Annotated in this window: 16 protein-coding genes and 1 pseudogene; 2 read left to right on the forward strand and 15 right to left on the reverse strand. The window is 63.1% G+C overall.

Annotated features, from left to right (window positions below):
- From bioD to KH208_RS11415, 6 genes are all read right to left on the reverse strand, one after another.
- On the reverse strand, positions 1-1,365 hold a 1,365-nt coding region (gene bioD, locus KH208_RS11390; RefSeq protein WP_291436381.1), incomplete at its 3' end, for a dethiobiotin synthase.
- Positions 1,358-2,299 carry a biotin synthase BioB gene (bioB, locus tag KH208_RS11395; RefSeq protein WP_291436382.1) on the reverse strand — a complete coding sequence of 314 codons (942 nt, stop codon included), beginning with the start codon at positions 2,297-2,299 and terminating at the stop codon, positions 1,358-1,360. The genes bioB and bioD, both read right to left, overlap by 8 nt.
- A gap of 384 nt (positions 2,300-2,683) precedes the next feature.
- The gene (locus KH208_RS11400) at positions 2,684-3,082 is read right to left on the reverse strand and encodes a MucR family transcriptional regulator (protein ID WP_291436383.1); all 399 of its coding nucleotides are present in this window, start codon (positions 3,080-3,082) and stop codon (positions 2,684-2,686) included.
- A 196-nt stretch (positions 3,083-3,278) separates the two neighbouring features.
- The gene (locus tag KH208_RS11405) at positions 3,279-4,010 is read right to left on the reverse strand and encodes a DUF4851 domain-containing protein (RefSeq protein WP_291436384.1); all 732 of its coding nucleotides are present in this window, start codon (positions 4,008-4,010) and stop codon (positions 3,279-3,281) included.
- Positions 4,011-4,410: 400 nt separating this feature from the next.
- On the reverse strand, positions 4,411-7,779 hold the full coding sequence (locus KH208_RS11410) for a tetratricopeptide repeat protein (RefSeq protein ID WP_291436385.1): 3,369 nt from the start codon (positions 7,777-7,779) through the stop codon (positions 4,411-4,413).
- A 125-nt stretch (positions 7,780-7,904) separates the two neighbouring features.
- Positions 7,905-9,002, reverse strand: a complete 1,098-nt coding sequence (locus KH208_RS11415; RefSeq protein WP_291436386.1) for a sigma-54-dependent Fis family transcriptional regulator — start codon at positions 9,000-9,002, stop codon at positions 7,905-7,907.
- Positions 9,003-9,127: 125 nt separating this feature from the next.
- On the opposite strand from KH208_RS11415, the gene hrpB reads away from it, so the two are divergent.
- Entirely contained in the window at positions 9,128-11,779 is a 2,652-nt protein-coding gene (gene hrpB, locus KH208_RS11420; RefSeq protein WP_291436387.1) for an ATP-dependent helicase HrpB, read from the forward strand.
- A 59-nt stretch (positions 11,780-11,838) separates the two neighbouring features.
- Here the strand turns inward: hrpB and KH208_RS11425 are convergent, their stop codons facing one another.
- Together KH208_RS11425 and KH208_RS11430 are read right to left on the reverse strand one after the other, a co-directional pair.
- A complete protein-coding gene (locus KH208_RS11425; protein WP_291436388.1) occupies positions 11,839-12,192 on the reverse strand; it encodes a cupin domain-containing protein in 354 nt (117 codons plus the stop codon).
- 182 nt (positions 12,193-12,374) lie between these two features.
- On the reverse strand, positions 12,375-13,340 hold the full coding sequence (locus tag KH208_RS11430) for an alpha/beta fold hydrolase (protein ID WP_291436389.1): 966 nt from the start codon (positions 13,338-13,340) through the stop codon (positions 12,375-12,377).
- Positions 13,341-13,479: 139 nt separating this feature from the next.
- Here KH208_RS11430 and KH208_RS11435 point away from each other — a divergent pair, with 139 nt between their 5' ends.
- Entirely contained in the window at positions 13,480-14,709 is a 1,230-nt protein-coding gene (locus KH208_RS11435; protein ID WP_291436390.1) for an aminoacetone oxidase family FAD-binding enzyme, read from the forward strand.
- A 144-nt stretch (positions 14,710-14,853) separates the two neighbouring features.
- Here the strand turns inward: KH208_RS11435 and KH208_RS11440 are convergent, their stop codons facing one another.
- The 7 genes and pseudogenes from KH208_RS11440 to KH208_RS11470 form a co-directional block, all read right to left on the reverse strand.
- The gene (locus KH208_RS11440) at positions 14,854-15,057 is read right to left on the reverse strand and encodes a dual CXXC motif small (seleno)protein (RefSeq protein WP_291436392.1); all 204 of its coding nucleotides are present in this window, start codon (positions 15,055-15,057) and stop codon (positions 14,854-14,856) included.
- A 539-nt stretch (positions 15,058-15,596) separates the two neighbouring features.
- Positions 15,597-16,916 (reverse strand): cell division protein FtsZ, encoded by a 1,320-nt coding sequence (ftsZ, locus tag KH208_RS11445; RefSeq protein WP_291436393.1) that lies wholly within the window; start codon positions 16,914-16,916, stop codon positions 15,597-15,599.
- 44 nt (positions 16,917-16,960) lie between these two features.
- Positions 16,961-18,196, reverse strand: coding sequence for a cell division protein FtsA (gene ftsA, locus KH208_RS11450; protein WP_291436394.1), 1,236 nt, complete (start codon positions 18,194-18,196; stop codon positions 16,961-16,963).
- A 35-nt stretch (positions 18,197-18,231) separates the two neighbouring features.
- The gene (locus tag KH208_RS11455) at positions 18,232-19,122 is read right to left on the reverse strand and encodes an FtsQ-type POTRA domain-containing protein (protein WP_291436395.1); all 891 of its coding nucleotides are present in this window, start codon (positions 19,120-19,122) and stop codon (positions 18,232-18,234) included.
- Positions 19,107-19,997 (reverse strand): UDP-N-acetylmuramate dehydrogenase, encoded by an 891-nt coding sequence (gene murB / locus KH208_RS11460; RefSeq protein WP_291436397.1) that lies wholly within the window; start codon positions 19,995-19,997, stop codon positions 19,107-19,109. Before murB ends, KH208_RS11455 begins: the two co-directional genes overlap by 16 nt.
- A complete protein-coding gene (gene murC / locus KH208_RS11465; RefSeq protein WP_291436399.1) occupies positions 19,990-21,363 on the reverse strand; it encodes a UDP-N-acetylmuramate--L-alanine ligase in 1,374 nt (457 codons plus the stop codon). Before murC ends, murB begins: the two co-directional genes overlap by 8 nt.
- Positions 21,364-21,455: 92 nt before the next feature.
- Positions 21,456-21,537: pseudogene (locus KH208_RS11470) on the reverse strand (IS5/IS1182 family transposase); the annotation flags it as partial.

Consider the following 21,537-nt stretch of genomic DNA (forward strand, 5'->3'; position numbering starts at 1 on the left):
CAGCCGGCGCAGCACGGGCGCGGCAAGGCCGTAGCTGTCGCACAGCTCATAAACACGCGGGCAGAGAACGTCCACGCTGTCGAAGCGGCACACCTTGCCCTGACAGGTCAATCCGCCGAGAAAGACATCCGCCGCGCGTCCCCGCGTCTCTCCCCTGCCCTGCTGATATTGCAGGGCCATCTTCAGAGCCACTTCCACAGCCACGGAACCGGAATCGGCAAAAAAAACACGCTCCAGGCCGTGGGGCATGCGGCACAGCAGGCGCTCGGCCAGCGCCACCGCCGGAGCGTGCGTCAACCCGCCGAACATCACGTGCGGCATGCGTCCGGCCTGGAGCCGCAGCGCCGACACCAAACGGGGGTGATTATACCCATGCGCCGCCGCCCACCAGGAGGACATGCCGTCGATCAGTTCCCGCCCGTCGGTCAGGACAATGCGATTGTCGTGGCTGCGCCGGACCGCGCAAAGGGGCGGCAATCGCACGGCCGAGGCATAGGGATGCCAGACAGCGCCGTGGTCGCGTTCCACCAGGTCCGGAACTCGCGGAGCGCGCGCTTGCTCCGCCAGGCGGCGCAGTTCTTCAACCAGCGGAGCCAGCCCGGCGGACAGGATTTGCCAGCCCACGCCGTCCAGCCGTTCCAGGCGGGGCAGTTCCAGCACGGGCGCGCCGCAACCGGCCTGAGCCAGTCTCGCGCGCAGAATTTGGGGATTATCAGCCAGAATACAGGCTTCCTCGTCATTCGGCGCACCCTCGGCAGCGGAGCGCGTGGGAATCAGGGCCAGAGCACACAGCGGCAGTCCCCTGTCGCGCAGAGCGGCCAGGGAAAGCAAGGTATGATTCAGCGTGCCCAGCCCGTTGCCGCCCACCAGCAGAACAGGCAGATCCAGGGCGGCCATCAGATCCAACATGTCCTCGCGCTCATTGAGCGGCACGCACAGGCCGCCCGCGCCTTCCAGCAGCAGGATATCCGCCGCGCCGTCCAGGCTCTCCCAATGCTTCAGGATGGTCCGGGCCAGCTCCGCCGCCTCCAGGCGCTCGCCCTCGCGCGCGGCAGCCAAATGGGGCGAGGCAGGCAGGGAAAAACAACGCAGCACCGCCGCCGGAGCCAACTCCGGCAGGGACGTCAGATCGGACACGGCCGCCGCATATACCGGCGCATCGGCCTGGGGCGCGGCGTATTCATCTCCGGCGCGCACGCCGGTCTGAACAGGCTTTACAGCCTGGGCCGCCACGCCCGCCAGACGCAGGGCCCGCAACAGGGCTGCCGTAACCACGGTTTTGCCCACATCCGTACCGCTGCCGCTGACAAAAACAGCGCACAAGGGACGACGGCTCGCACCGCGCCCGGATGCAGCGTCAGTCATGACCGCCCGCCTCCAGGCCCTGGGCCGCGATCATAGCCAGATCCTCTTCAATGCCCTGCCCGTGGGTGGTAAGATAATCGCCGGTCATCAAGGCATTGGCGCCGGCGGCGAAAACTTCATGCTGTCGCGCCCCCAGAGTCGTGGGCCGCCCTCCGCAGATCCGCAGCGTGGCTTCAGGCAAAATATGGCGGAACAAGGCAATGATCCGCAGGGCCTCGCCGGCGGAGAGCGGCCGCTGACCGGCCAAAGGCGTTTCCGGGTGGGGATGCAGAAAATTCATGGGCACGTTGCGCACGCCCAAGGCCTTGAGACTGAAAGCGAAGGCAATGCGCTCTTCCCAGCTTTCACCCAGGCCGAACAGGCCGCCGGTACAGGCTGCCAGACCGGCGCGCATGGCGCGGGCCACAGTGTCGCGACGCTGTTCCCAGGTCTGAGTGGTGCAGACATGCGGGTAATGGCCTTGTGCCGTTTCCAGATTGTGGTGATAGCGCGTGAGTCCGGCCTGGGCCAATTGTTCGAGTTGGGCCGAACTCAGCCGTCCCAGCGAGGCGCAGACGCGAGGCCGCACATCGCCAGGCAAGGCGGCCAGCACGGCGCGCAGTCGCGCCAGTTCCGCTTCGCTGAGCGCGGCACCGCTGGTGACGATGCCGATATGGCTCACGGGCAGAGCGGCCAATTTCAGAATGCGCTCCCGTAGCGTTTCGTCCGGTAAAAGATCGAAAACCGCTATGGGCGTGTGATTGTGCCGACTCTGGGAGCAAAAGCGGCAGTCCATGGCGCAGTTGCCGCTACGGGCGTTGATGATGGCGCAGAGATCCACCTTGCGCCCGAAGACCGCCTCGCGCAAACGACCGGCCTGCTCGAAGAGCCGGGCGTCGGGCAAAGATAAAAGAACCTGGGCCTGGGCGGGCGTTGCCGCCGGGAACATGTCCATCGTACCAACCTTCGGAATTCATGAAAGAGCTCTCTTCCGCGTGCGCCGAAGAGAGCATGGGGACCTTGAATATTGTTTAAAAAGAAAATCGTGCCGCTGTTTGCTCACGCGCGACACAGACGTCAACGACCGACGCCGAACAGAGCAAGTTAGGCTTGAGAACAGATTACCTTTAAAGCGCTACACGTTTCAAAGGGCTCATTCCGGCAAAACTGTATTTTTTGCCGGAATCCACGCCGTTTCGCGGCATGCCTCACTGCGGCGATTGCCCAAGGGCAAACAACAATAGCAAACCTTCGGCAGACACGGCCGCAAACGACGCTCCGGCCGCAACACCGGGCATGGAAAAGCCCGCCATACGGCGGGCTCTTTTTTTCTTTCGTTTTATTTAACCTTGCGCCGCTTTTCCCACAGTTTCATATCTTTCATCTTTTTACGGCGCTCACGTTGCAGGGCTTTGCAGACAAGAGGCGCATCTTTCTTGAAGCCCCACTTTTCCCTGTACTCGGCGGTATCCATACCGTGACTGGCCAGATGCCGCTTGGTCAGAATTTTGAAGCTCTTTCCACATTCAAGGCAGGTAACGGATTTTTCTTTTACCGACTTGCGGGCTTCCTGAGCCATTTCCGCGCTGTCCAGCTCCACAGGAGCTTCGCCTTCGGCCACGGCACGGATGCCCACCGCCACCTTCTGAATAAAGGTTGCGATTTCCTCTTCGGTCATGATCCGCACACCGGCCTGCGCACGGGTTATTTCCAGCGCTTCTTTTAAATAATCATCCATTACCTAACCCCTTCTTGATATGTCTTCTGTTTTCAGCGCGACGCACGGTATCTTAGATGTAGAGCCGTGCCCCAGGACAGCTTTAGCCCCCACATACTACATGGTTTTTTAGCCATACACGCAGTTTTCCAACACGTCAATTGTATTGTGCTCTTTTGGGGTTGCTACAGCCATTTTTTATCCATTCAGAAGCGGATCAATTGCCGTTAAAAAAATCATACTTTGACACGGTGCCCAGAAAATTTTCATCCATGTACTGCCATTGCACGCCCTGGGCATAGCCCTGGCGCAACTGGGAAAGGTTGGAGGGCACGGGCCCCACGCTGAACGTTTCCCGAGCCCGTTGCTCAAAGGCTCTGAGCGTATCGGCGGCGCCCAGAGGCAGGGCCGAAAGAGATTCAATACCGGCGGGAAGCGGTTCGCGATATTCCATGATGATTTTGTCGTCATTGAAATTATAGCGGGCCGCAAAACCCCGCGCCAGCCAGCGCACGGGCTGTCCTGTCGTCGTCTTGCCGGCCACCAGAGCGCCGAAGGGGTCATGGCTGCTGTCCACAATATAGGTGCAGGCCTGATATCCCACGCCGTCGAAAACCTCCACGCCCTCATCCACGCTGAACGGGCGGCGCATGATGCTGTCCCAGTACCAGCCCTGCGGCACTTCGGCCTGGGCCACCACGGCCATGGGGCTGATGTCGCCGGTTCCGTACACGGCAAGCCAGACCCGGATGGGCAGACCGCCCATCATGCCGCTCCAGGTCAGATTGGTCGAACCCTGCCCCGCCGTGAGCAGCGGCATGTTTTTAGCCTCCACGGAAATAGCCGGACGGGTTGTGGAAACATACGCTGAACCCAACATGCCGCGTTGTTGCGCGGCATTGCAGCCGGTCATCAGCAACACCAGGGCCGCCATACACAAAAGATGCATGTGTTTTATCGCCATTGCGCAATGCTCCTCAAAATCGACGTTCCACCGCTGATCCGGCCGGACGCCGGGTAACTGTTTCTTGTTCACTACAAACATATGCCAAGGCCCGGCGACTGGCAATCAGTATTATGAGAACAGTGGAACGGGCGGCCGGGTGCGGCCGAAAGGATGCCATTTGCTGCGGCTGAAAAGAAGTGCGGAATCGGAGCGATTTCAGAATAAATTGCTCCGGCGACCGCGAAGGCAGCCAGCCGCCGCGAGCGTCGGCCGTTGGCGGCTATGCCGCTTTGCGGATGGCGACAGCGGGGGCAGGCACAAGCCTGACGCATATGCGCTGTTACCGCCGGAGCGGGCGTTTTCAACACGTTGGGATTGTAAAACCTCAAAGATAATCCGACAGCTATTGCCGCGTCTGCCGCTGTGCCGGGGAGGGTTGCTGTTGCGGCACGGCGGCACCGTCCGGCATGTAGTTCTGCAGATCGCGCGAAACCTCAAAAGTACGCAATTCGGCAGCCGCGGCTTTGGCAAAGGGCGAATCGGGGAAACGCCGGACAAGGTCCTCCAGCAGAGCCTGGGCGCGGCTGGAGTTGCCCAGTTTGCGGTAAAGGCGCGCCTCCCGGAAGCGCAGCCCCGGGTATTCCGGCGAAGTTTCCGGCACAAAATCATTGTAACGGTTCACCCATTGCAAGGCCTCGGGGATACGGTTGCCTACCTCGCAAATATCCATCAGCGCGGCCACGGCTTCCTTGACACGCTGCGGGTCAGCCTTGTCGGAGCGCTCATCCTGCAACTGGGTGAACAGGTCGATGACCTTGCGGTTGAGCTCGTAGGAGCTTTTGATATCCTTGCGGTTTTCCGCGTCACGGGCCAGAAAATAGGTGGCATAGGCCCTCTGGTAGAGTGGAATGTCGGGACGCGCCGCCAGTTGTTGCCACATGGCCAGCGCCGGCCCGGTCAGGTTCAGATTCTGAGCGGAGAGAGCCAGCGCGTAATCCAGTTGCTTGCGCAGCTGCGGCTTCATATCCCAGGTGGAAACCAGCTTGCCCAGATCCAGAACCTTGTCCCAGGCTCCGGCCTTGAGATAACGGTTGAAAAATTCCGTAAAGGCCGCTTCGCCGTACTGGGGGTCCATGGGAGACTTCAAAAACTCTCCCAGCAGCTCAAAGGCCTTCTGCTCATTGCCGCGCTCCAGCCAACCCTGGGCCAGAGCGTAGCGCAAACGCGGGTCCGGCGCGCCGTAGCGCTCGCGCACCAGGGGAAAACCGTTCCACAGGATCAGGATGCGGCCGTAATTCTGTTCGGCCAGGGAATTGGCCAGCTCCTTCTGAAAAGCCTGCCAGATGATTTCACGGGCCTGGGGCGCGTCGGGATGTTCGGGGTAGGCGTCGATGAAATCCGCCGCTTTGCCCATAGCCTCGGTGTATTGCTTGTCCCAGTACAGCCACATGGCCTGCTTGAGTCGGGCCAGTACGGCGTCCGGGGCCGTTTTGGAGGATTCGGCCAGTGCCGTGTACGTCTGCCACAGCGGCGGTTCGCCGCCTCTGGCAAAAACCTTGCTCATTTCCTCATAGGTAATGGGCGATTCGTAAATGCCCTTTTCCGCAAGGCGCAGCCGGGCCGTGGAGGCTGCGGGCGAGGCCGCGAAGCGGCGCTCCAGCTCGTGATAAATAAAATCAGCGGCAGCGGCATTGCCCTGGCGTAGATAGGTGTCGCCCATCTTGAGCAGAATCATGTCGTTGCCTTGGCGGCCGGGTTCCAGGTTGATGTAGAGCCAATAGAGATCCAGCGCCGTGTCGATTCTTTGCAGGGTCTCGTCATTACCTGCCTGCAACAGCAGAAAGGAGGGCTCGCCAATATAGTAGCGCGGCCAGCGCTTGCTGATGAAGTCCAGAATAATCTGGGCTTTGTCGTGTTTTTTCTGGTTGAAAAGAGCTTGAGCCAAGCCCACGGAAGCGGCCTGCAACTGGGAAGATTCGGGATATTTGTCCAACACAATGGAAAAGGACTGCTCCGCTTCGGCATTGAGCTTCCGCTTGAGCTGCGCCTGCCCCAGAGCCGTGAAGCCCTGCGCCACGCCGGGATAATCGGGATAACGCCGGAGCAGGGCCACAATATAACCTCCCGCGTCCACCAGGTTGCCCACATTGACGTTGGCAAGACCCAGGCGCAGCAGGGCGTCGGGTACGCGGGGCGAACGCAGGTCGGCGTTCATGGCCTCGTTGGTGGAAGAAACAATGGCCTCATAGCCCGCCAAAGGGTTGTCGGCATAGCGCGCCCAGAGGCAGTCGCTGATGTAATAGAGCACCTTTTCCCGCATTTCGGGCGTGATATCGGCCAGCGCGCGGATTTTCTCCAACTGCGGCAGGGCTTCATCAAATTTGTTCTCGCTGATCAGGCGTTCGGCCTCGGCCAGCATTTTATCCGGCTCCGGCGGTTTGGGTACGGGATTGCCCTGTTCATCCACGTAGATGACTTCCCGGGGTTTTTCCGCAGCCACGTCTTTTTTCTCGTCCTTCTTTTCGCCCACGGGCAGGCCCACGGCCCGCTTGTTCACCGCGCCGGAAGCCTCGGGCCCTTTGTTCCGCGCCAGAGGCGTCTCCGGGGAATTTTCCCGGGTTTCCCCCGAAACAGCATTCTGTGGAGCGGGCACATCCTGTCCGGTCTGACCGATTTGGGTGGTCTGGGGACTCCGCTCTTCGGAGGCGGCATCGCCTGCGGCCTTCCGCTCCGCAGCAGAGGCGGCGGGCGCTTCAGACGCACCGGGTGGCGCGGGCGTCAGGCCGCTTTCCCGCGCGGGAGCCCGAGGCGCGGCAACGGACTGCGGCGCTTCAGCATTCTGTGCCGGTGCCGTATTGCCGTCGGTTTCGGCGGGACGGCCCTCAGTCCTGCTTTCATTATTTCCGGCGGATGCGGCGGCCTCCTTACCGGGTTCAGGCAGTGTGGCCGTGGAGAGGCCGCCGGCTTCGGGCCAGTCTTCCGGGCCACCGGTATTGACCTTGCCGAGCAGATCCTGGCGGGAGAGCATCACCCCCCTGTCGCCCAACTCTTTGGGACCGGCGTTTTCCGGAACGGCGGCGGCATAGGCCGGTGCGGACCAGAAGCCTCCGCCCCCGGTCCCGGACGGGACAAAATCCGGTATGGATCGCTCCTCAACCGCAGCAGGAGCGGCCAGATCCGCCAGACGGGAATACGGCAAAGCGCGCAATCCGCTCAACTGGCGGCGCAAAAGATCAGAAGGAATCTGCCCGGCCGGAAGAGTTGCCGTGTTCTCCGCGTTCGCCAAGCCCGCAGAAGGCCGCGCCAGGGTATCGACCGGGGCCGCAAGCGGAGCGGCGGCCTGGGCAGACGAGCTCGGATCCCTCGCGGCCGGGGCGGCAAAGAATTCCACAGCCACCCTGTCAGGCGCGGGACGGGTCAGCACGTAATCGACGACGCGCGGGGAAAGGCGGATGCGCAGCCGCCCGTTGTCGAGCGCCAGAGCTTGCAGCAGCGCGCCGGGCTCTGGGGCAGCCCCGGCCCGGCGCAAGGAAAGGGGCGGACTGTTCAGCGCCAGCTCCAGATCCGTAGCGCCGATGCGCGCCACGCTGCGGGCCTGGCCGGGGCTGTCCAGCACCAGGATCAGCCGTCCGGCATCCGCGCCGGGCAGCCATTGCCAGAGCATGGCCCGCGCCTGCTCCGGCCGGAGCAGGCACACGGCCAACAACAGGCAGAGCCACGGCAAAAAGCGGCGGGACGCACCCTGCACAACGGCGCTATGAGACCGGGACATCCCGGCGCTCGGAATTCTGTTCACTGGCTATGGCAGTAAAATATGACGGATCAGGCATCCGCTCCGTTTTATGCAAGAAATATGCCGGTACAAAACGAAAAAGAAACTCTTTCGCGCTATCGACATCAGGAATTGCGCTTTTTGAGCTTTTCAATGAGGGTGGTGCGCTTGATGCCCAGATATTCCGCAGCCTGGTTCTTCACGCCCTCGGCCCGGTTCAGGGCCTCGTCGATCAGGCGGCTTTCCACGGCGTCCAGAAAATCCTTGAGATTCAGCCCCCGGGTTTCCAGTACGCCCAGATCCGGCCAGACAAATTCCCCGGCTGGGGCCGGGGCGTGCCCGGCCTCCGCAGGAAGCGGCGCGTCTGACGGCGATTGCGTGGGCGGGGCGAGAGGCACGGCGGCCTCGGGCGCGCTCTGCTCTTCCACTTCCGGCAGAGCCGACACATCGCCCACCTGGTCCAGGATCTTGCGCGGCAGATCCGAAGGCTGCACCACTGCGCCGTCCACCAGAATGCTCAGGCGCTCCATGAAGTTTTCCAGCTCGCGCACATTGCCGGGCCAGGCATAGGCCGCCAGAACGCGGCGGGTATCCGGCGCGAGGACCAGAACCGGACGGCATTTCTTGCGGCAGAAATGATCCAGAAAATGTCGCGCCAGCAGCAATACGTCGCCGCCGCGCTCGCGCAGGGGGGGCAGGTGCAGGGGAATCACGTTCAGACGGTAGTAAAGGTCCTCACGGAAGTGCCCGGCCTCCACTTCGGCTTCCAGATCACGGTTGGTGGCCGCCACAATGCGCACATCCACCTTTTTGCAGCCGCTGCCGCCCACACGCTCGATTTCCTTTTCCTGGAGCACGCGCAGAATCTTGACCTGAAGACTCAGCTCCATCTCGCCGATTTCATCCAGAAAAATGGTGCCCCCGTCAGCCAGTTCAAAGCGGCCCGGCCTGGAGCGGATGGCATGGGTGAAGGCGCCCTTTTCATGCCCGAAAAGTTCGCTTTCCAGCAACTCTTTGGGGATGGCCCCGCAATTGATGGGCACAAAGGGCTTGTCGGCGCGGCGACTGTTGGCGTGCAGGGCGCGCACCAGCAATTCCTTGCCTGTTCCGGATTCGCCGGTTACAAGCACAGTACTGTCCGTGGGGGCCACTTTGCCGAGAATTTTGAAGACTTCGGCCAGCGTGGTGCTTTGGCCGATAATGCCGCTTGTATTTAGCTCCATGGTCTCTTCCCCGCGTTACAGAGCTTTTCAGGTGTCAATACACTGACGCGCGCTGAATTGCCAGTGAAAAAAACAGGATGCCGGTTTGTTTTGCCGCACCGGCGCAACTTTTTTGCACAGTGCCCATGAGCCAGATACCTTCCGCCCCCACCCCGCCCGCTTCGCAAGAGCCAACCCGCCGTTCTTGTCCGCCCTGCCCTCCCTGTCCCCCCTGTCCCGTGGACGAGTTGCGTCCCGAGTTGCTGCGCCTCCTGGAGAACGGCGGCAATATGGTACTCAGCGCGCCGCCCGGCGCGGGCAAGAGCAGCCGCGTGCCCCTCTGGCTGCTGGACGCACCCTGGCTGGCAGGCCGCAAGATTCTGCTGCTGGAGCCGCGCCGCGTGGCTGCACGGGCCCTGGGCCGCTACATGGCCCGCCTGCTCGGCGAGGATCCGGGGCAGACCGTGGGCTGGCGCATGCGCGAAGAAAGCGTCATCGGCCCGGACACCCGCATTGAAGTCATCACCGAGGGGGTGCTGACCCGCCTGTTGCAGGCCGACCCGGAACTGCCCCAGGCAGCCTGCGTGATCTTCGACGAATTTCACGAGCGCTCGCTCCAGGCCGATCTGGGCCTGGCGCTCTGCCTGGAAAGCCGGGCCGCCCTGCGGCCCGATCTGCGCCTGCTGGTCATGTCCGCCACGCTGGACGTGCGGGCCGTGGCCCGTCTGCTGGGGAATTGCCCCAGTCTGAGCTGTGCCGGGCGCGGCTTCCCGGTGGAAACGCGCCGGCTGCCCTTGCGCGGCATGGGCACGCCCTTTGGCCCCGAACTCTGGCGGCATACAGCGGCGGTAATCCTGCAACTTTTGCGCGAGGAACCCGGCAGCCTGCTGGCCTTTCTGCCCGGCGCGGGCGAAATCCGGCAGGTGGCAGCCCTGCTGGAAAACCGTTTGCCGCCGGACGTGCGCCTCTGTCCGCTGTACGGCAATCTCTCTGCCCGCGAGCAGGACGCGGCCATTGCTCCGGCCCGGCCCGGCACGCGCAAGGTGGTGCTGGCCACAGCCATTGCCGAAACATCCCTGACCATTGAAGGCGTGCGCCTGGTGGTGGACGCGGGCCTGGCGCGCAGCGCGCGTTTTGATCCTTCCCGCGGCCTCAGCCGCCTGGTCACCGGCCGTGTCTCCCTGGCCGGAGCGGCCCAGCGCGCGGGGCGGGCCGGGCGCACGGAACCGGGCATCTGCTGCCGCCTCTGGGCCAGGGAAGAGGAAAGCGGCATGCGGCCGCAGATCCGGCCCGAAATTCTGGACGCCGACCTGAGCGGCCTGCTGCTGCAACTGGCGGTCTGGGGAACAGGCGGATCGGACGGCGTGGCCTCCCTAGCCTGGCTGGATCAGCCGCCCGCCGCCGGGCTGGCCGTGGCCCGGCAGACCCTGTGTGATCTGGGCGCGCTGGACAATCAGGGCCGTGCCACCACTCTGGGCCGAAACATGGCCGCGCTGCCCGCAAGCCCGCGCCTGGCCCGGCTGCTGCTCCACGGCAAAGAACGCGGGCACGCGGCCCTGGCCTGCTGCCTGGCCGCCCTCCTGGAAGAGCGCGACCCGCTGCCGCGCGCGGGCCGGGAAGCCAACGGCGAAGCAAGCAGCGATCTGGCCCGCCGCTTGGACTGGCTTTGCCGGGGTCGCGACGTGCCGGAGAAGGCGCGCCCGCGCCGCTGGGCCCGGCGTCTGGCCGGTCTGCTAAACGTCCGGCAAGAAATTTTCGAGGCGGCCCTGGCGGATCAGGACGCCTTGGGGCCGCTGCTGGCCCTGGCCTGGCCGGAATGGCCGGCCCAGCGTCTTCCCGCCCCCCAGCCCGGACAAGCCGGGGGGCAAGCCATGACTCCATTTCTGCTGCGCTCCGGCCGGGCCGCGCAATTGCCCGCAAGCGACGCCCTGGCCCGTTGCGAATTTCTGGCCGTGGCCGCCGTGTCCGGCAACGGCCCACGCGGGCGCATCCGCCTGGCCGCTCCGCTCAGCCGCCGACAACTGGAAGAACTCTTCGGCCCGCGGATCCGCACTGAGGACAGCGTCAGCGTTTCGGACGACGGCGCAGTACTGGCCCGCCGCCGTCAAACCTTGGGCAGTCTGCTGCTGCGGGACGAACCTCTGCCCCGCCCCGACGCCGGGGCGTGCGCCGAGGCCCTGTGTGAATTCATACGTCAAGGCGGTCCGCAGATATTGGCCCGTCTGCCCTGGAACGACGAATTCCGCCAATGGCGGGCGCGGGTAAGCCTGCTGCGTGAATTGGACGGCGACCCCTGGCCGGATCTGAGCGATGCCGCCCTGCTGGAACATCCTGAAACATGGCTGGCTCCCTATCTTACGGACTGCGCCGCGCTACGCCGGTTGACGTCCGGCCGTCTGCTGGAAGCCCTGCGGGCGCAACTGCCTTATGCTCTGGCCCGGCGGCTGGAGCAGGAAGCTCCTGGCAGCTGGCAGGTGCCCTCGGGCGCAATGCGGCCCATTGTTTACGGAGAGGAAGGCGGCCCCTGGCTGGCCGCCAAACTGCAAGAGCTTTTCGGCTGTGAGGAAAGCCCGCGCATCGCGCGCGGCCGGATAGCCCTGACCTTGCGGTTGACCTCCCCGGCGGGGCGGCCCCTGCAGGTCACGCGGGATCTGGCCCATTTCTGGCGCAACGGCTACCAGGCCGTGCGCGCGGAAATGCGGGGGCGCTACCCCAAGCATCCCTGGCCGGAAGATCCGCTCACGGCCCCGGCCACTGCCCTGACCAAGAAAAAGCTGGCTGCAAAAAACAAAGCCTGAGGGCAAGGGGCGGCCTTCACAGGAGGCAAGGTCCATGACCCTCAGGCCGGAAATGACGCTTACTCCGTGGCGCTTTTCGGGGGAAAGACCACAACCAGCAGCATTTTGAATGCCTCGGGGGCGCGCACCGCGTGCGGATGCCCGGCGGGCATGACAATGCAGTCCCCGGCATGCAGCATATGCCTGGTGTTATCAATAGTGATTTCGCCCGCGCCGTCCAGAGCAATGACCAGCGCGTCGCCCGTGGACCGGTGGGCGCTGATTTCCTCGCCCTTGTCGATGGCGAAAAGCGTCAGGCCAAAGGCGCTGTTCTGCGCCAGGGTCTTGCTGATGACCTGCCCCGGCAGATAGTCCACCTGCTGCGCCAGGGGCAGTACCGCCGCGTAATCCAGGTTTTTGAGATATTTTTCCATGCTAGGGCCTCCTGCATATATTCTTGAAGCATCGTCAGCCCCCAGACAGTGAAAACGGCATTTGTTCCCCTGCCTTCAGACGTGGGCGTCAGCTTATGCCGCCGGAGCATCCCGCCTTTTCAAGATGCGCATGCTCTGTCATTCCAGATAGGGCCGGCCGAGCCGAAAGCAAGCCCCGCGGTTCAACTCCAGATATCTTCCATAAACTCCAGGGTCCGCTGCTCGCTGTAGTACGGCTTTCCCCACGGCACAAAGCCCACGTGGCCGCCGTGCGGGGCCACTTCCAGACGCAGGAAGCTGTTTTCCCGCGCCGCGTCCCAAGGATAACAGGAGGGGGAGCAAAAAGGGTCGTCGGCGGCCATCAGCAGATAGAGAGGGATACGAACCGCGGACAGATCGGCCAGCACGCTGTTTTTCTCCCAGTAGTCGCGCGCCGAGGCAAAGCCATAAATCGGCGCGGTAAAGCGCTCGTCGAATTCCGCGAAGGTGCGGATGCGCTCCAGGCCTTCCACGGAAGGATAGTGCGGAAAGCGAGCCGCCTTTTCCCGTACTTTGCGGCGCATGGTGCGCAGAAAATAGGCCATGTACAGGCGGCAGGACGGCCCGTCCATGACCGGGGCCGCGCCCGCCAGATCACAGGGCACGGACACGGCCGCAGCCGCGCGTACCAGAGGCGACACCGGCCCCTGCCCCAGATAGCGGCAGATCTGATTGCCTCCCATGCTGAAACCGGCCAGTAGAATAGGCAGGTCAAAGGACTCCGCGTAGCGGATCACCGTATTCAGGTCGCCGGTTTCGCCCATGTGATAGAGGCGGTCGGTACGATTGGCTTCGCCGGAGCAGGAACGCATATTCCAGGCCAGCACCTGAAAACCGCGCGCCGTCAGCAGTTGCGCCAGTCCCAGAATATACTTGCGGCGGCTGTTGCCCTCCAGGCCGTGGGAAAGGACGGCCAGCCCACGCGGCGCGCCCGAAGCGCAGGGGTGCAGATCCAGATCCAGAAAATCGCCGTCCGGCGTGTCGATGCGGATGCGCCGCAGATCGGCGGGCAAGCGGGGCCAGGGGCGGAAAAGCACCGGCCAGATGGTGTTCAGATGAGCGTCGGCAAGGCCCGGCGGGGCCGTATAGCGGGAAGGAAGTATTGGCATGGACAAAGGCCTCGTGTACGCTTGCGCCATGTGCGCAAAGTATGACTTTAGCCTTCGCCGTGAAAAACTGTCAAATGTCGCCCCCCGGCGCGGCGACGTCAGGTCCCCGCGCCGATCGGATGCGGGCGAACGGGCGGATGTGCTCATTCTGGGGGCCGGGGCGGCCGGGCTGTTCTGCGCGCGGGAGGCGGCCGGACGCGGCCTGCGCGTCGCGCTGCTGGAGCGGGCCGCCGTGCCGGGCCGCAAGCTGGCGGTCAGCGGCGGCGGCAAGGCCAATTTCACCAATCGCGGGATTACGCCGCGGGACTATCACTCGCACCACGACAGTACCTTCTGTGCCCCGGCCCTGGCCGCCTTCAGGCCTGAAGACATGCTGTCCCTGGTACGCGCCTGGAATCTGCCCGTGGAAGAACGCACCCACGGCCAATTGTTTCTGACTGTCCCGGCCCAGCGTCTGGTTCAGGCCCTGATCCGTGACTGCCGGGATCGCGGGTGCCGTCTGGTCTGCGGCGCGGCCGCAACCAGCGTCAGCCACGACGGCGAGGGCTTCAGCGTGGAGGCCGGGGGCATGCTCCGGCGCGGCAAAGCCCTGGTGCTGGCACTGGGCAGTCCGGCCTGGCCGCAGGCGGGCGGCAGCGGCTCCGGCTACAGGCTGGCCCAAAGCTTGGGGCATACGGTCATTCCGCCGCGCCCGGCCCTGGTTCCGTTGCGCCTGCCCGCCGATGATCCCGACAACGCGGCTCTGTTGGAACTTTCCGGCATCAGCCTGCCGGTGCGGATCAGTCTGCCGGAGGCAGGCAATCAGGAGCGGACCGCTTCAGATGTGGGACTGGAGCGTGCATGGCCCGAGTATGCCTGGGAAGACGATCTGCTTTTCACCCATGACGGCCTGAGCGGCCCGGCGGCGCTGAAAGCCTCGCTGTTCTGGCGGGCGGGCGCGCCCGTGCGGCTGAATTTCCTGCCCGGCCGGGATATGAAGGCGCTGCTGGATGCGCCCGATGCCGGACGCCAGACCCCGCGCGCCCTGCTGGCCCGTCATCTGCCGCAACGGCTGGCGGACGCCCTGCTGCCCGCGCCTCTGGGCCGCCGCAAAATCGCCGAGCTGTCCCGCGCCGCGCGCAACAAGATCGCGGAGGCCGTGCAGGCCCGCAGGGTAACGCCCGACGGCACGGCGGGCCTGAAAAAGGCCGAGGTTTGCGCCGGAGGCGTGGATACCCGCGAGATGGACCCACGGAGCATGGCCAGCCTGCTGTGCCCGAACCTGCACATCGTGGGGGAACTGCTGGATGTCACCGGCCTGCTGGGCGGTTACAATCTGCACTGGGCCTGGGCCAGCGGCATGGCTGCCGGGCGGAATATAAAAAAGTGAATCCGTGCCGGAAAGGCCGCAAATAGAAAACACCCTAAGCCGGGCCTTGGTTATTGACACCGCAGCGGAACAAAAAGACTACAGCATGTTGCGTTTGAAATGTTACTCATTTCAAACCTGAATTGCTCTAAATTTTGAAGCGGCTCAAATCCGGTCGCAGTAGACATTTTCGAGAAAGCGCTCCATGACTTCGTCCGCCTGGCTGATATAGTCGTTGAGCGGAAATTGCGCCTTGCAGGCCGGACAGCGCATGTAGGCTTCATGGCAGGTGCGGGCGATGTGCAGGCGCGCTCCGCAGCGGGGGCAGGCGAGCGTGGTTTCAGCGTCACGGGGGGCGAAAAATGCCATGCGGCAACTCCTTTCAGGCCAGTGAGATGTGACGCCGCCTGCGGCGGCGCGCAAGCCCTTACGGCTTTGCGGCGGGTGTTGCTTGACGCGAAAACCACGGGGCGGATGCCCAAGGTTGCCCCCAAAAGGGTGTGCAAGTCAACGAAGCGCCGCAAAGTGAAAATCCGCTCTGTCTTTTGGGCAGAGCGGATTTTAGAGCAAATTAACTTTGAGATTATACAATCACAAAGTGTTGAGGACGCCCGCTCCGGCATTTAACAGCGCATAACTTGCGCTTATGCCTCCGCGGCGGACGGCTGCTTCCGCAGCCGCCGGAGCAATTTCATTTTGAAATTGCTCCGGCAAATTTTACGCCCCGCACTGGGAGCCCCCCAATGGGGCTCCCGGCGGGCATTTCAGGGCCGAAGAGGCAAGCCCTGAAAATTATGAAACAGAGAATTATGCAGCCTTAGAAGGAGTGTACTCTTCCGGTACTCGACTGGAATAAAAGGCGAAGTTCAACGCAGAGATAACCTGAAAGACACTCATGACGGCACCCTCTAGTCGGCCTGGGTCCGGATAAAGGTCGGAATTTCAAAATCGTCCTCGTCATAGGTGAAGTCGTCCTGGCCGGGGTTGTGCGGCCGACGGCGGCTCTGGCCCATGGCTTCGCGCTTGAGCAGGTACGGCGGACGATTGCTCTTTTCGTCGTACCAGCGCTCCACTTCCGAACGGCGGGTGGCGCGGGGCAGGCGCATTTCCGGCTCTTCCTGCGGCTCCTGCACCAGGTTGCCCTGCTGCGAGCGCCCGAGCTGGCGGCGGCGAGGTTCGGCCATGACGGCGTCCGGGCCGGGCTGGCGGAAATTGGTCACCGTGGCGGCCGGAGCCTGCACGGGCTGCACGGCCTGGGGCGATTCAATGCCGGTGGCAATGACCGTCAGACGGATTTCGTCGCCGATGTTGTCGTCAAAGACCACGCCGAAGATGATGTTGGCGTCCTCGGGCGTGGCATCGGCGATGATGTCGCCGATTTCGGCGATTTCCTCGGCCGTGATGTCCATGGGTGCGGTGATGTTGTAGAGCACTGCCTTGGCGCTCTCCAGGGAGACGTCTTCCAGCAGCGGACTCATGATGGCGCGCTGGGCCGCCTCGCGGGCGCGGTTTTCGCCCGAAGCCATGCCCGTTCCCATGAGGGCCAGACCCGCTTCTGACATAGTGGTGCGCACATCGGCAAAGTCAAGGTTGATCAGGCCGTCGCCCACAATCACGTCGGAAATGCCCTTGACGGCGTAGTACAGCACGTCGTTGGCCTTTTGCAGCATTTCGGAGAACGGCGCTTTTTTGGGCGCAAAAGCCAGCAGACGGTCGTTGGGGATGGTGATCAGGCAGTCCACATGCTGCTTGAATTCCTCCAGACCGGCCTCGGCCGCACGTTTGCGTTTGACGCCTTCAAAGCTGAAGGGCTTGGTGACCACGCCCACGGTCAGCGCGCCCATTTCCTTGGCGGCCTGCGCCACCACCGGAGCCGCGCCCGTGCCCGTGCCGCCGCCCATACCGGCGGTGACGAAAACCATGTCCGCATCGCCGATGGCCTCGCGGATGGCGTTCACACTTTCCACGGCGGCCTCACGACCGATGGACGGATTGGCGCCCGCGCCCAAGCCTTTGGTCAATTTTTCGCCCAACTGCACCTTGAGCGGGGCGGTATTTTTTTTCAAAGCCTGCACGTCGGTGTTGGCGCAGACGAACTGCACTCCGCGCAAGCCGGAATCAATCATGTTTTTCACGGCATTACCACCGCCGCCGCCTACGCCGATAACCTTGATTTTGGCGCTTCCGGCCAAGGAGGTGTCAATATCGTCAACGATTGACTGAGCCATGTTTCCTCTCCTGTTTTTGCTGTCCCCAAATGCCCGCTTGAGATTTATGAGATATCCGCGAACCATTTCTTCATGCGTGCGAGCACGCCGTCAAAGACGCCGGACTCGCTGCGCGTGGTGAACTTTTTCTGACCGGACATTTCCTTTTCCGCTCCGTAGCGCAACAAACCCACAGCCGTTGAAAACTTGGGGCTGTTGACCACGTCTTTGAGACCGCCCACATTGCGCGGATAACCGATGCGCGTAGGCAGATTGAAAATTTGTTCGCCCAGTTCCTGGCAACCTTCCATCAGGGCCGTGCCGCCGGTCAGCACCACGCCCGCGCCGATCATGTCCTTGTAGCCGGAGCGCACCAGCGTCTGGTCCACCAGATAGAGGATCTCCTCCATGCGCGGCTCGCAGATTTCGGCCAGCACCTGGCGCGAAAGGCGGCGCGGCTCGCGCCCGCCCACGCTGGGCACTTCGATGAATTCGTCGTGGCGCACCAGATCGGCGAGGGCGCAGCCGTACTTGATCTTGATCTTTTCCGCCGAAGCAATGGGCGTGCGCAGGCCGAAGGCGATGTCGTTGGAGAGGTTCTGTCCGCCCAGAGCCAGCACCGCCGTGTGCTTGATGGCGTCGTTGGCGAAGACCGCGATATCCGTTGTGCCGCCGCCCAGGTCCACCAGGGCCACGCCGATCTCACGCTCCTCCTCGGTGAGCACGGCCTTGGCCGAAGCCAGGGATTCCAGGGCGATGTCCGACACTTCCAACTGGCTGCGGTGGCAGGAGCGCACGATGTTCTGCGCCGAAGACACGGCCCCGGTGACGATATGCACCTTGACCTCCAGGCGCACCCCGGCCATGCCCAGGGGATCGGCAATGCCGCGCTGGTTGTCCACAATGTATTCCTGCGGCAGGATGTGGATCACCTCGCGGTCCGCCGGAATGGCCACCGCCCGCGCCGCGTCCAGAGCGCGCTCGATGTCGCGTTGGGCAACTTCGCCGCCCTTGACGGCAATGACGCCGTGGCTGTTGATGCCCATGATATGGCTGCCGGCAATCCCCACGTAGACCGAGTGGATCTCGCAGCCGGCCATGAGCTCCGCGTCTTCCACGGCCTTGCGGATGGACTGCACGGTCTGCTCGATGTTGACCACCACGCCCTTGCGCAGACCGGTGGAAACGCTTGTGCCGATGCCCACCACATCCACCAGACCCGACTCCGAAAGTTCGCCCACCACGGCGCAGATCTTTGTGGTGCCGATGTCAAGGCCCACGATGAGCTCGGACTTATTCATTATGTTCTCCTCACAACCGCCCGTCACGCGCCGGCTCAGTTTTGCGCGGACTGATTAAGAATGACCCAGACATTGCCGTTGACGGCGCGCACTTCGCGCACGTTTTTCAGCTCGTGCCGCCGCGCCAAGTCGCCGAGCGTCACGCTCATCCGGGCCAGATTGCCGCTCCAGTCGTCAGTGGCGATGGAAAGGCGCATTTCCCGGTCTTCCAGATAAATCTCCACGCCCCTGCCCGGGCTCACGGTCACCGAGGCAATGGCCCCGGCCTCTATGGGCAGCGCGCCGCTCTGCATGTCTTTCATCAGGCGCGAGAGGTAGGGCGCGGCGTCCTCGGCTCCCGGTTCGATGCGCAGGGTGGGCAGGGAGAGAAAATTCTTGCTCTCCACCGGCGCGATAATCCCGCCGCGCTCATTGGCGTAGTACAAGACGCCGTCCTTGTGCACCCAGAAGGAGGGCATGCGCTCCTTCAATTTGATCACGAACCTGTCGGGCAGCAGGCGCTTGACCGAAACTTCCTCCACCCAGGGGGTCTGGCGCAGATTCCGTTCCACTTTGGCGATGCTCACGGCCAAGCTGTTGTCGCCCTCTTTGATGCCGCCGTATTGCAGCACCATCTCGCGGGAAAGCCGCACATTGCCGGTCACATCCACATGCCTGGTGATGAAAAAGTCGCTGGTGACCGCTTTGTTGTAGAGCCAGAGGGAGACCGTGCCCACTCCTGCCAGCACCAGCATCGCCGCCAGCAGCAGGCCCGTCAGGGCCGCGAGGCTTTTCAGCCCGCCCAGACGCTTGAGCCAGCCGAACATCCCGGCAAGGAATTTCGGGAGGCGGACCGAAGAAAACAGACTTCCTTTCGCCCTTGAGGGCTTTTCCTTCGTATAGGCATTGCGGGCCTTGCGGCCGTTTTTCTTCAAGGCAAGCGGCACGGCACTATCCTGACCTCCGGCTCAAGCGCATAGCCGAAACGTTGCCGCACAGCCTCTTTGGCTTCATGCAACAGGGTCAAAGCCGCTTCCGCGCTACCCCTGCCTTCATTGATCAAAAAATTGGCGTGCACGATTGAAAAGGCCATGCCGCCCAACTTCTTTCCCTTGTAGCCGGTCAGTTCCAAAAGCTTTCCGGCGGACATATCCGGCGCGGGATTTTTGAATACGCAACCCGCGCTCCAGGCCGTCACAGGTTGTTTAGACTTTTTCTCAAAAAAGTTGTGACGCATGCGTTTAGAGATGCCATCCCTTGCGTCTTCGGTCAAGCCAAAAGTGGCTTCAACTACTATGAATCCCTCTTTTTCTTCTGGAATGGAGAGACTACGATAGCCGTATTGCAGTGCATCAACAGTGACCAGTCGCACTGTTTCATTGCTAACTATCTGAATGAATTCGATATTTTTGCATGTTTCCGTGCCAAAGGAGCCGGCGTTCATGGCCACGGCCCCGCCCACGCTGCCGGGTATGCCCACCAGCCCTTCCAGGCCGCTCAGCCCGTGTCCGGCGCAAAAACGCAACAGGCGCGGCAGGGGCACGCCCGCGCCGACCCGCACCAGAATTTTACCGTCCTTCCCGCCCGCGATTTCCGGCCCGCGCATAAAGCGCGGACGCAGCAGCACCAGGGGCAGTTCACCGTCCCGGGCCAGAATGTTGCTGCCCGCGCCCAGGATCAGCGGACTGCCGCCCAAGGCGCGCAGCCGTTCGGGCAGAGCCGCCAGATCCGCCGCATCTTCCAGGATCAGCTCGGCAATGGCCGTGCCGCCCAGACGCAGGGTGGTCCGCTCCGCCAGGCTGGGGCGCATGATTTCACGCATGGCCGCGCCCCTCCAGCCAGGCCGGACCGAGACGGGTGATGGAACCCGCGCCCAAGGTCAGCAGCACGTCGCCGGGCCGCAGCACTTCCGGCAGGGCCTGGGCCAGGGCGTCCAGCGTCTGGAAATACCGTACCGGCGTGGCGGAAACCTGCTGCACGCCCTGCGCCAGGCTCTGGCCGGAAACGCCGGGAATGGGCTTTTCCGAAGCCGCGTAAATTTCGGTCAGCAGAACTTCATCCACCTGATCAAAGACCTTGCAGAACTCGCCGAAATGGGCCTGCGTACGGCTGAAGCGGTGCGGTTGAAAGGCCGCCACAATGCGCCTGCCGGGAAAAACCTGGCGGGCCGTGGCCAGGGTGGCCGCGATTTCCGCCGGATGGTGGCCGTAATCGTCCACCACGGTCACGCCGTCCTTTTCGCCCTTGAACTCGAAACGCCGTCCCACGCCGCCGAAACCGCCCAGGCCCTGGGCGCAGCGTTCAAAAGCGATGTCCGCCTCCATGGCCGCGCCGATGGCGGCCAAGGCGTTCAGGATGTTGTGGCGGCCCGGCTGGGGCAGGCTCACTTCGCCCAGTTTTTCGTCTTCGCGCCAGACCTCGAAGCGGCTGCGCAACCCGCTTTCCAGGGGCACGGCGCGCAGATGATTGTCCGCCGCGAAGCCGTAGGTCAGCACCGGACGCTTGACGCGCGGCAACAGGGCCCGCACGCCCGGATCGTCGCCGCAGACCACATTGATGCCGTAGAAAGGCACATTGTTCATGAACTGCACAAAGGCCGCGTCAATAGCCTCGCGGCTTTTGTAGTGGTCCAGATGATCCTCGTCCACATTGGTGACCACATTGATGATGGGCAGCAGGCAGAGAAAGGAGCCGTCGGATTCGTCGGCCTCGGCGATGAGGTAGTCGCCGTGGCCCAGATGGGCATTGGTGCCGTAGACGTTGAGGCGGCCGCCGATGATCACTGTGGGGTCCAGCCCGGCGGTGTCGAAGATGGAGGCTGTCAGCGAGGTGGTGGTGGTTTTGCCGTGGGTGCCCGCAATGGCTATGCCCTGGCGCAGGCGCATGAGTTCGGCCAGCATTTCGGCGCGCGGGATGATGGCGATGTTCCTGCGGCGGCCTTCCACCAGTTCGGGATTGTCGTCGCCGATGGCCGTGGATTTGACCAGCACCTGCACGTCGCCCACGTTTTCGGCGGCATGGCCCACGGCCACGCGCGCGCCCAGTTCGCGCAGGTGCCTGACCACCGCCGAATCGCTCAGATCCGAGCCGGAAATCTCGTAGCCCTGATTGAGCAGCACCTCGGCAATGCCGCTCATGCCCGCGCCGCCGATGCCTACCATGTGAATATGCCGGATTTTGCTGTTCATATCTTAAACCTTTAGAAAAAATCTAGATATTTTGCGGAGATGCCGCCGCCTTTAAAAACGTTTTACACGAATGTAACTAGGCTCAGGACTCATTAAAGGTAAAAAATGACAATAGCTGCGATGCAAATGGCGGAGAAGAAAGTGTGGGCACACCGATCATAGCGCGTGGCAATT

The sequence above is a fragment of the Desulfovibrio sp. genome, from assembly GCF_018379785.1.
GTDB lineage: Bacteria > Desulfobacterota > Desulfovibrionia > Desulfovibrionales > Desulfovibrionaceae > Desulfovibrio.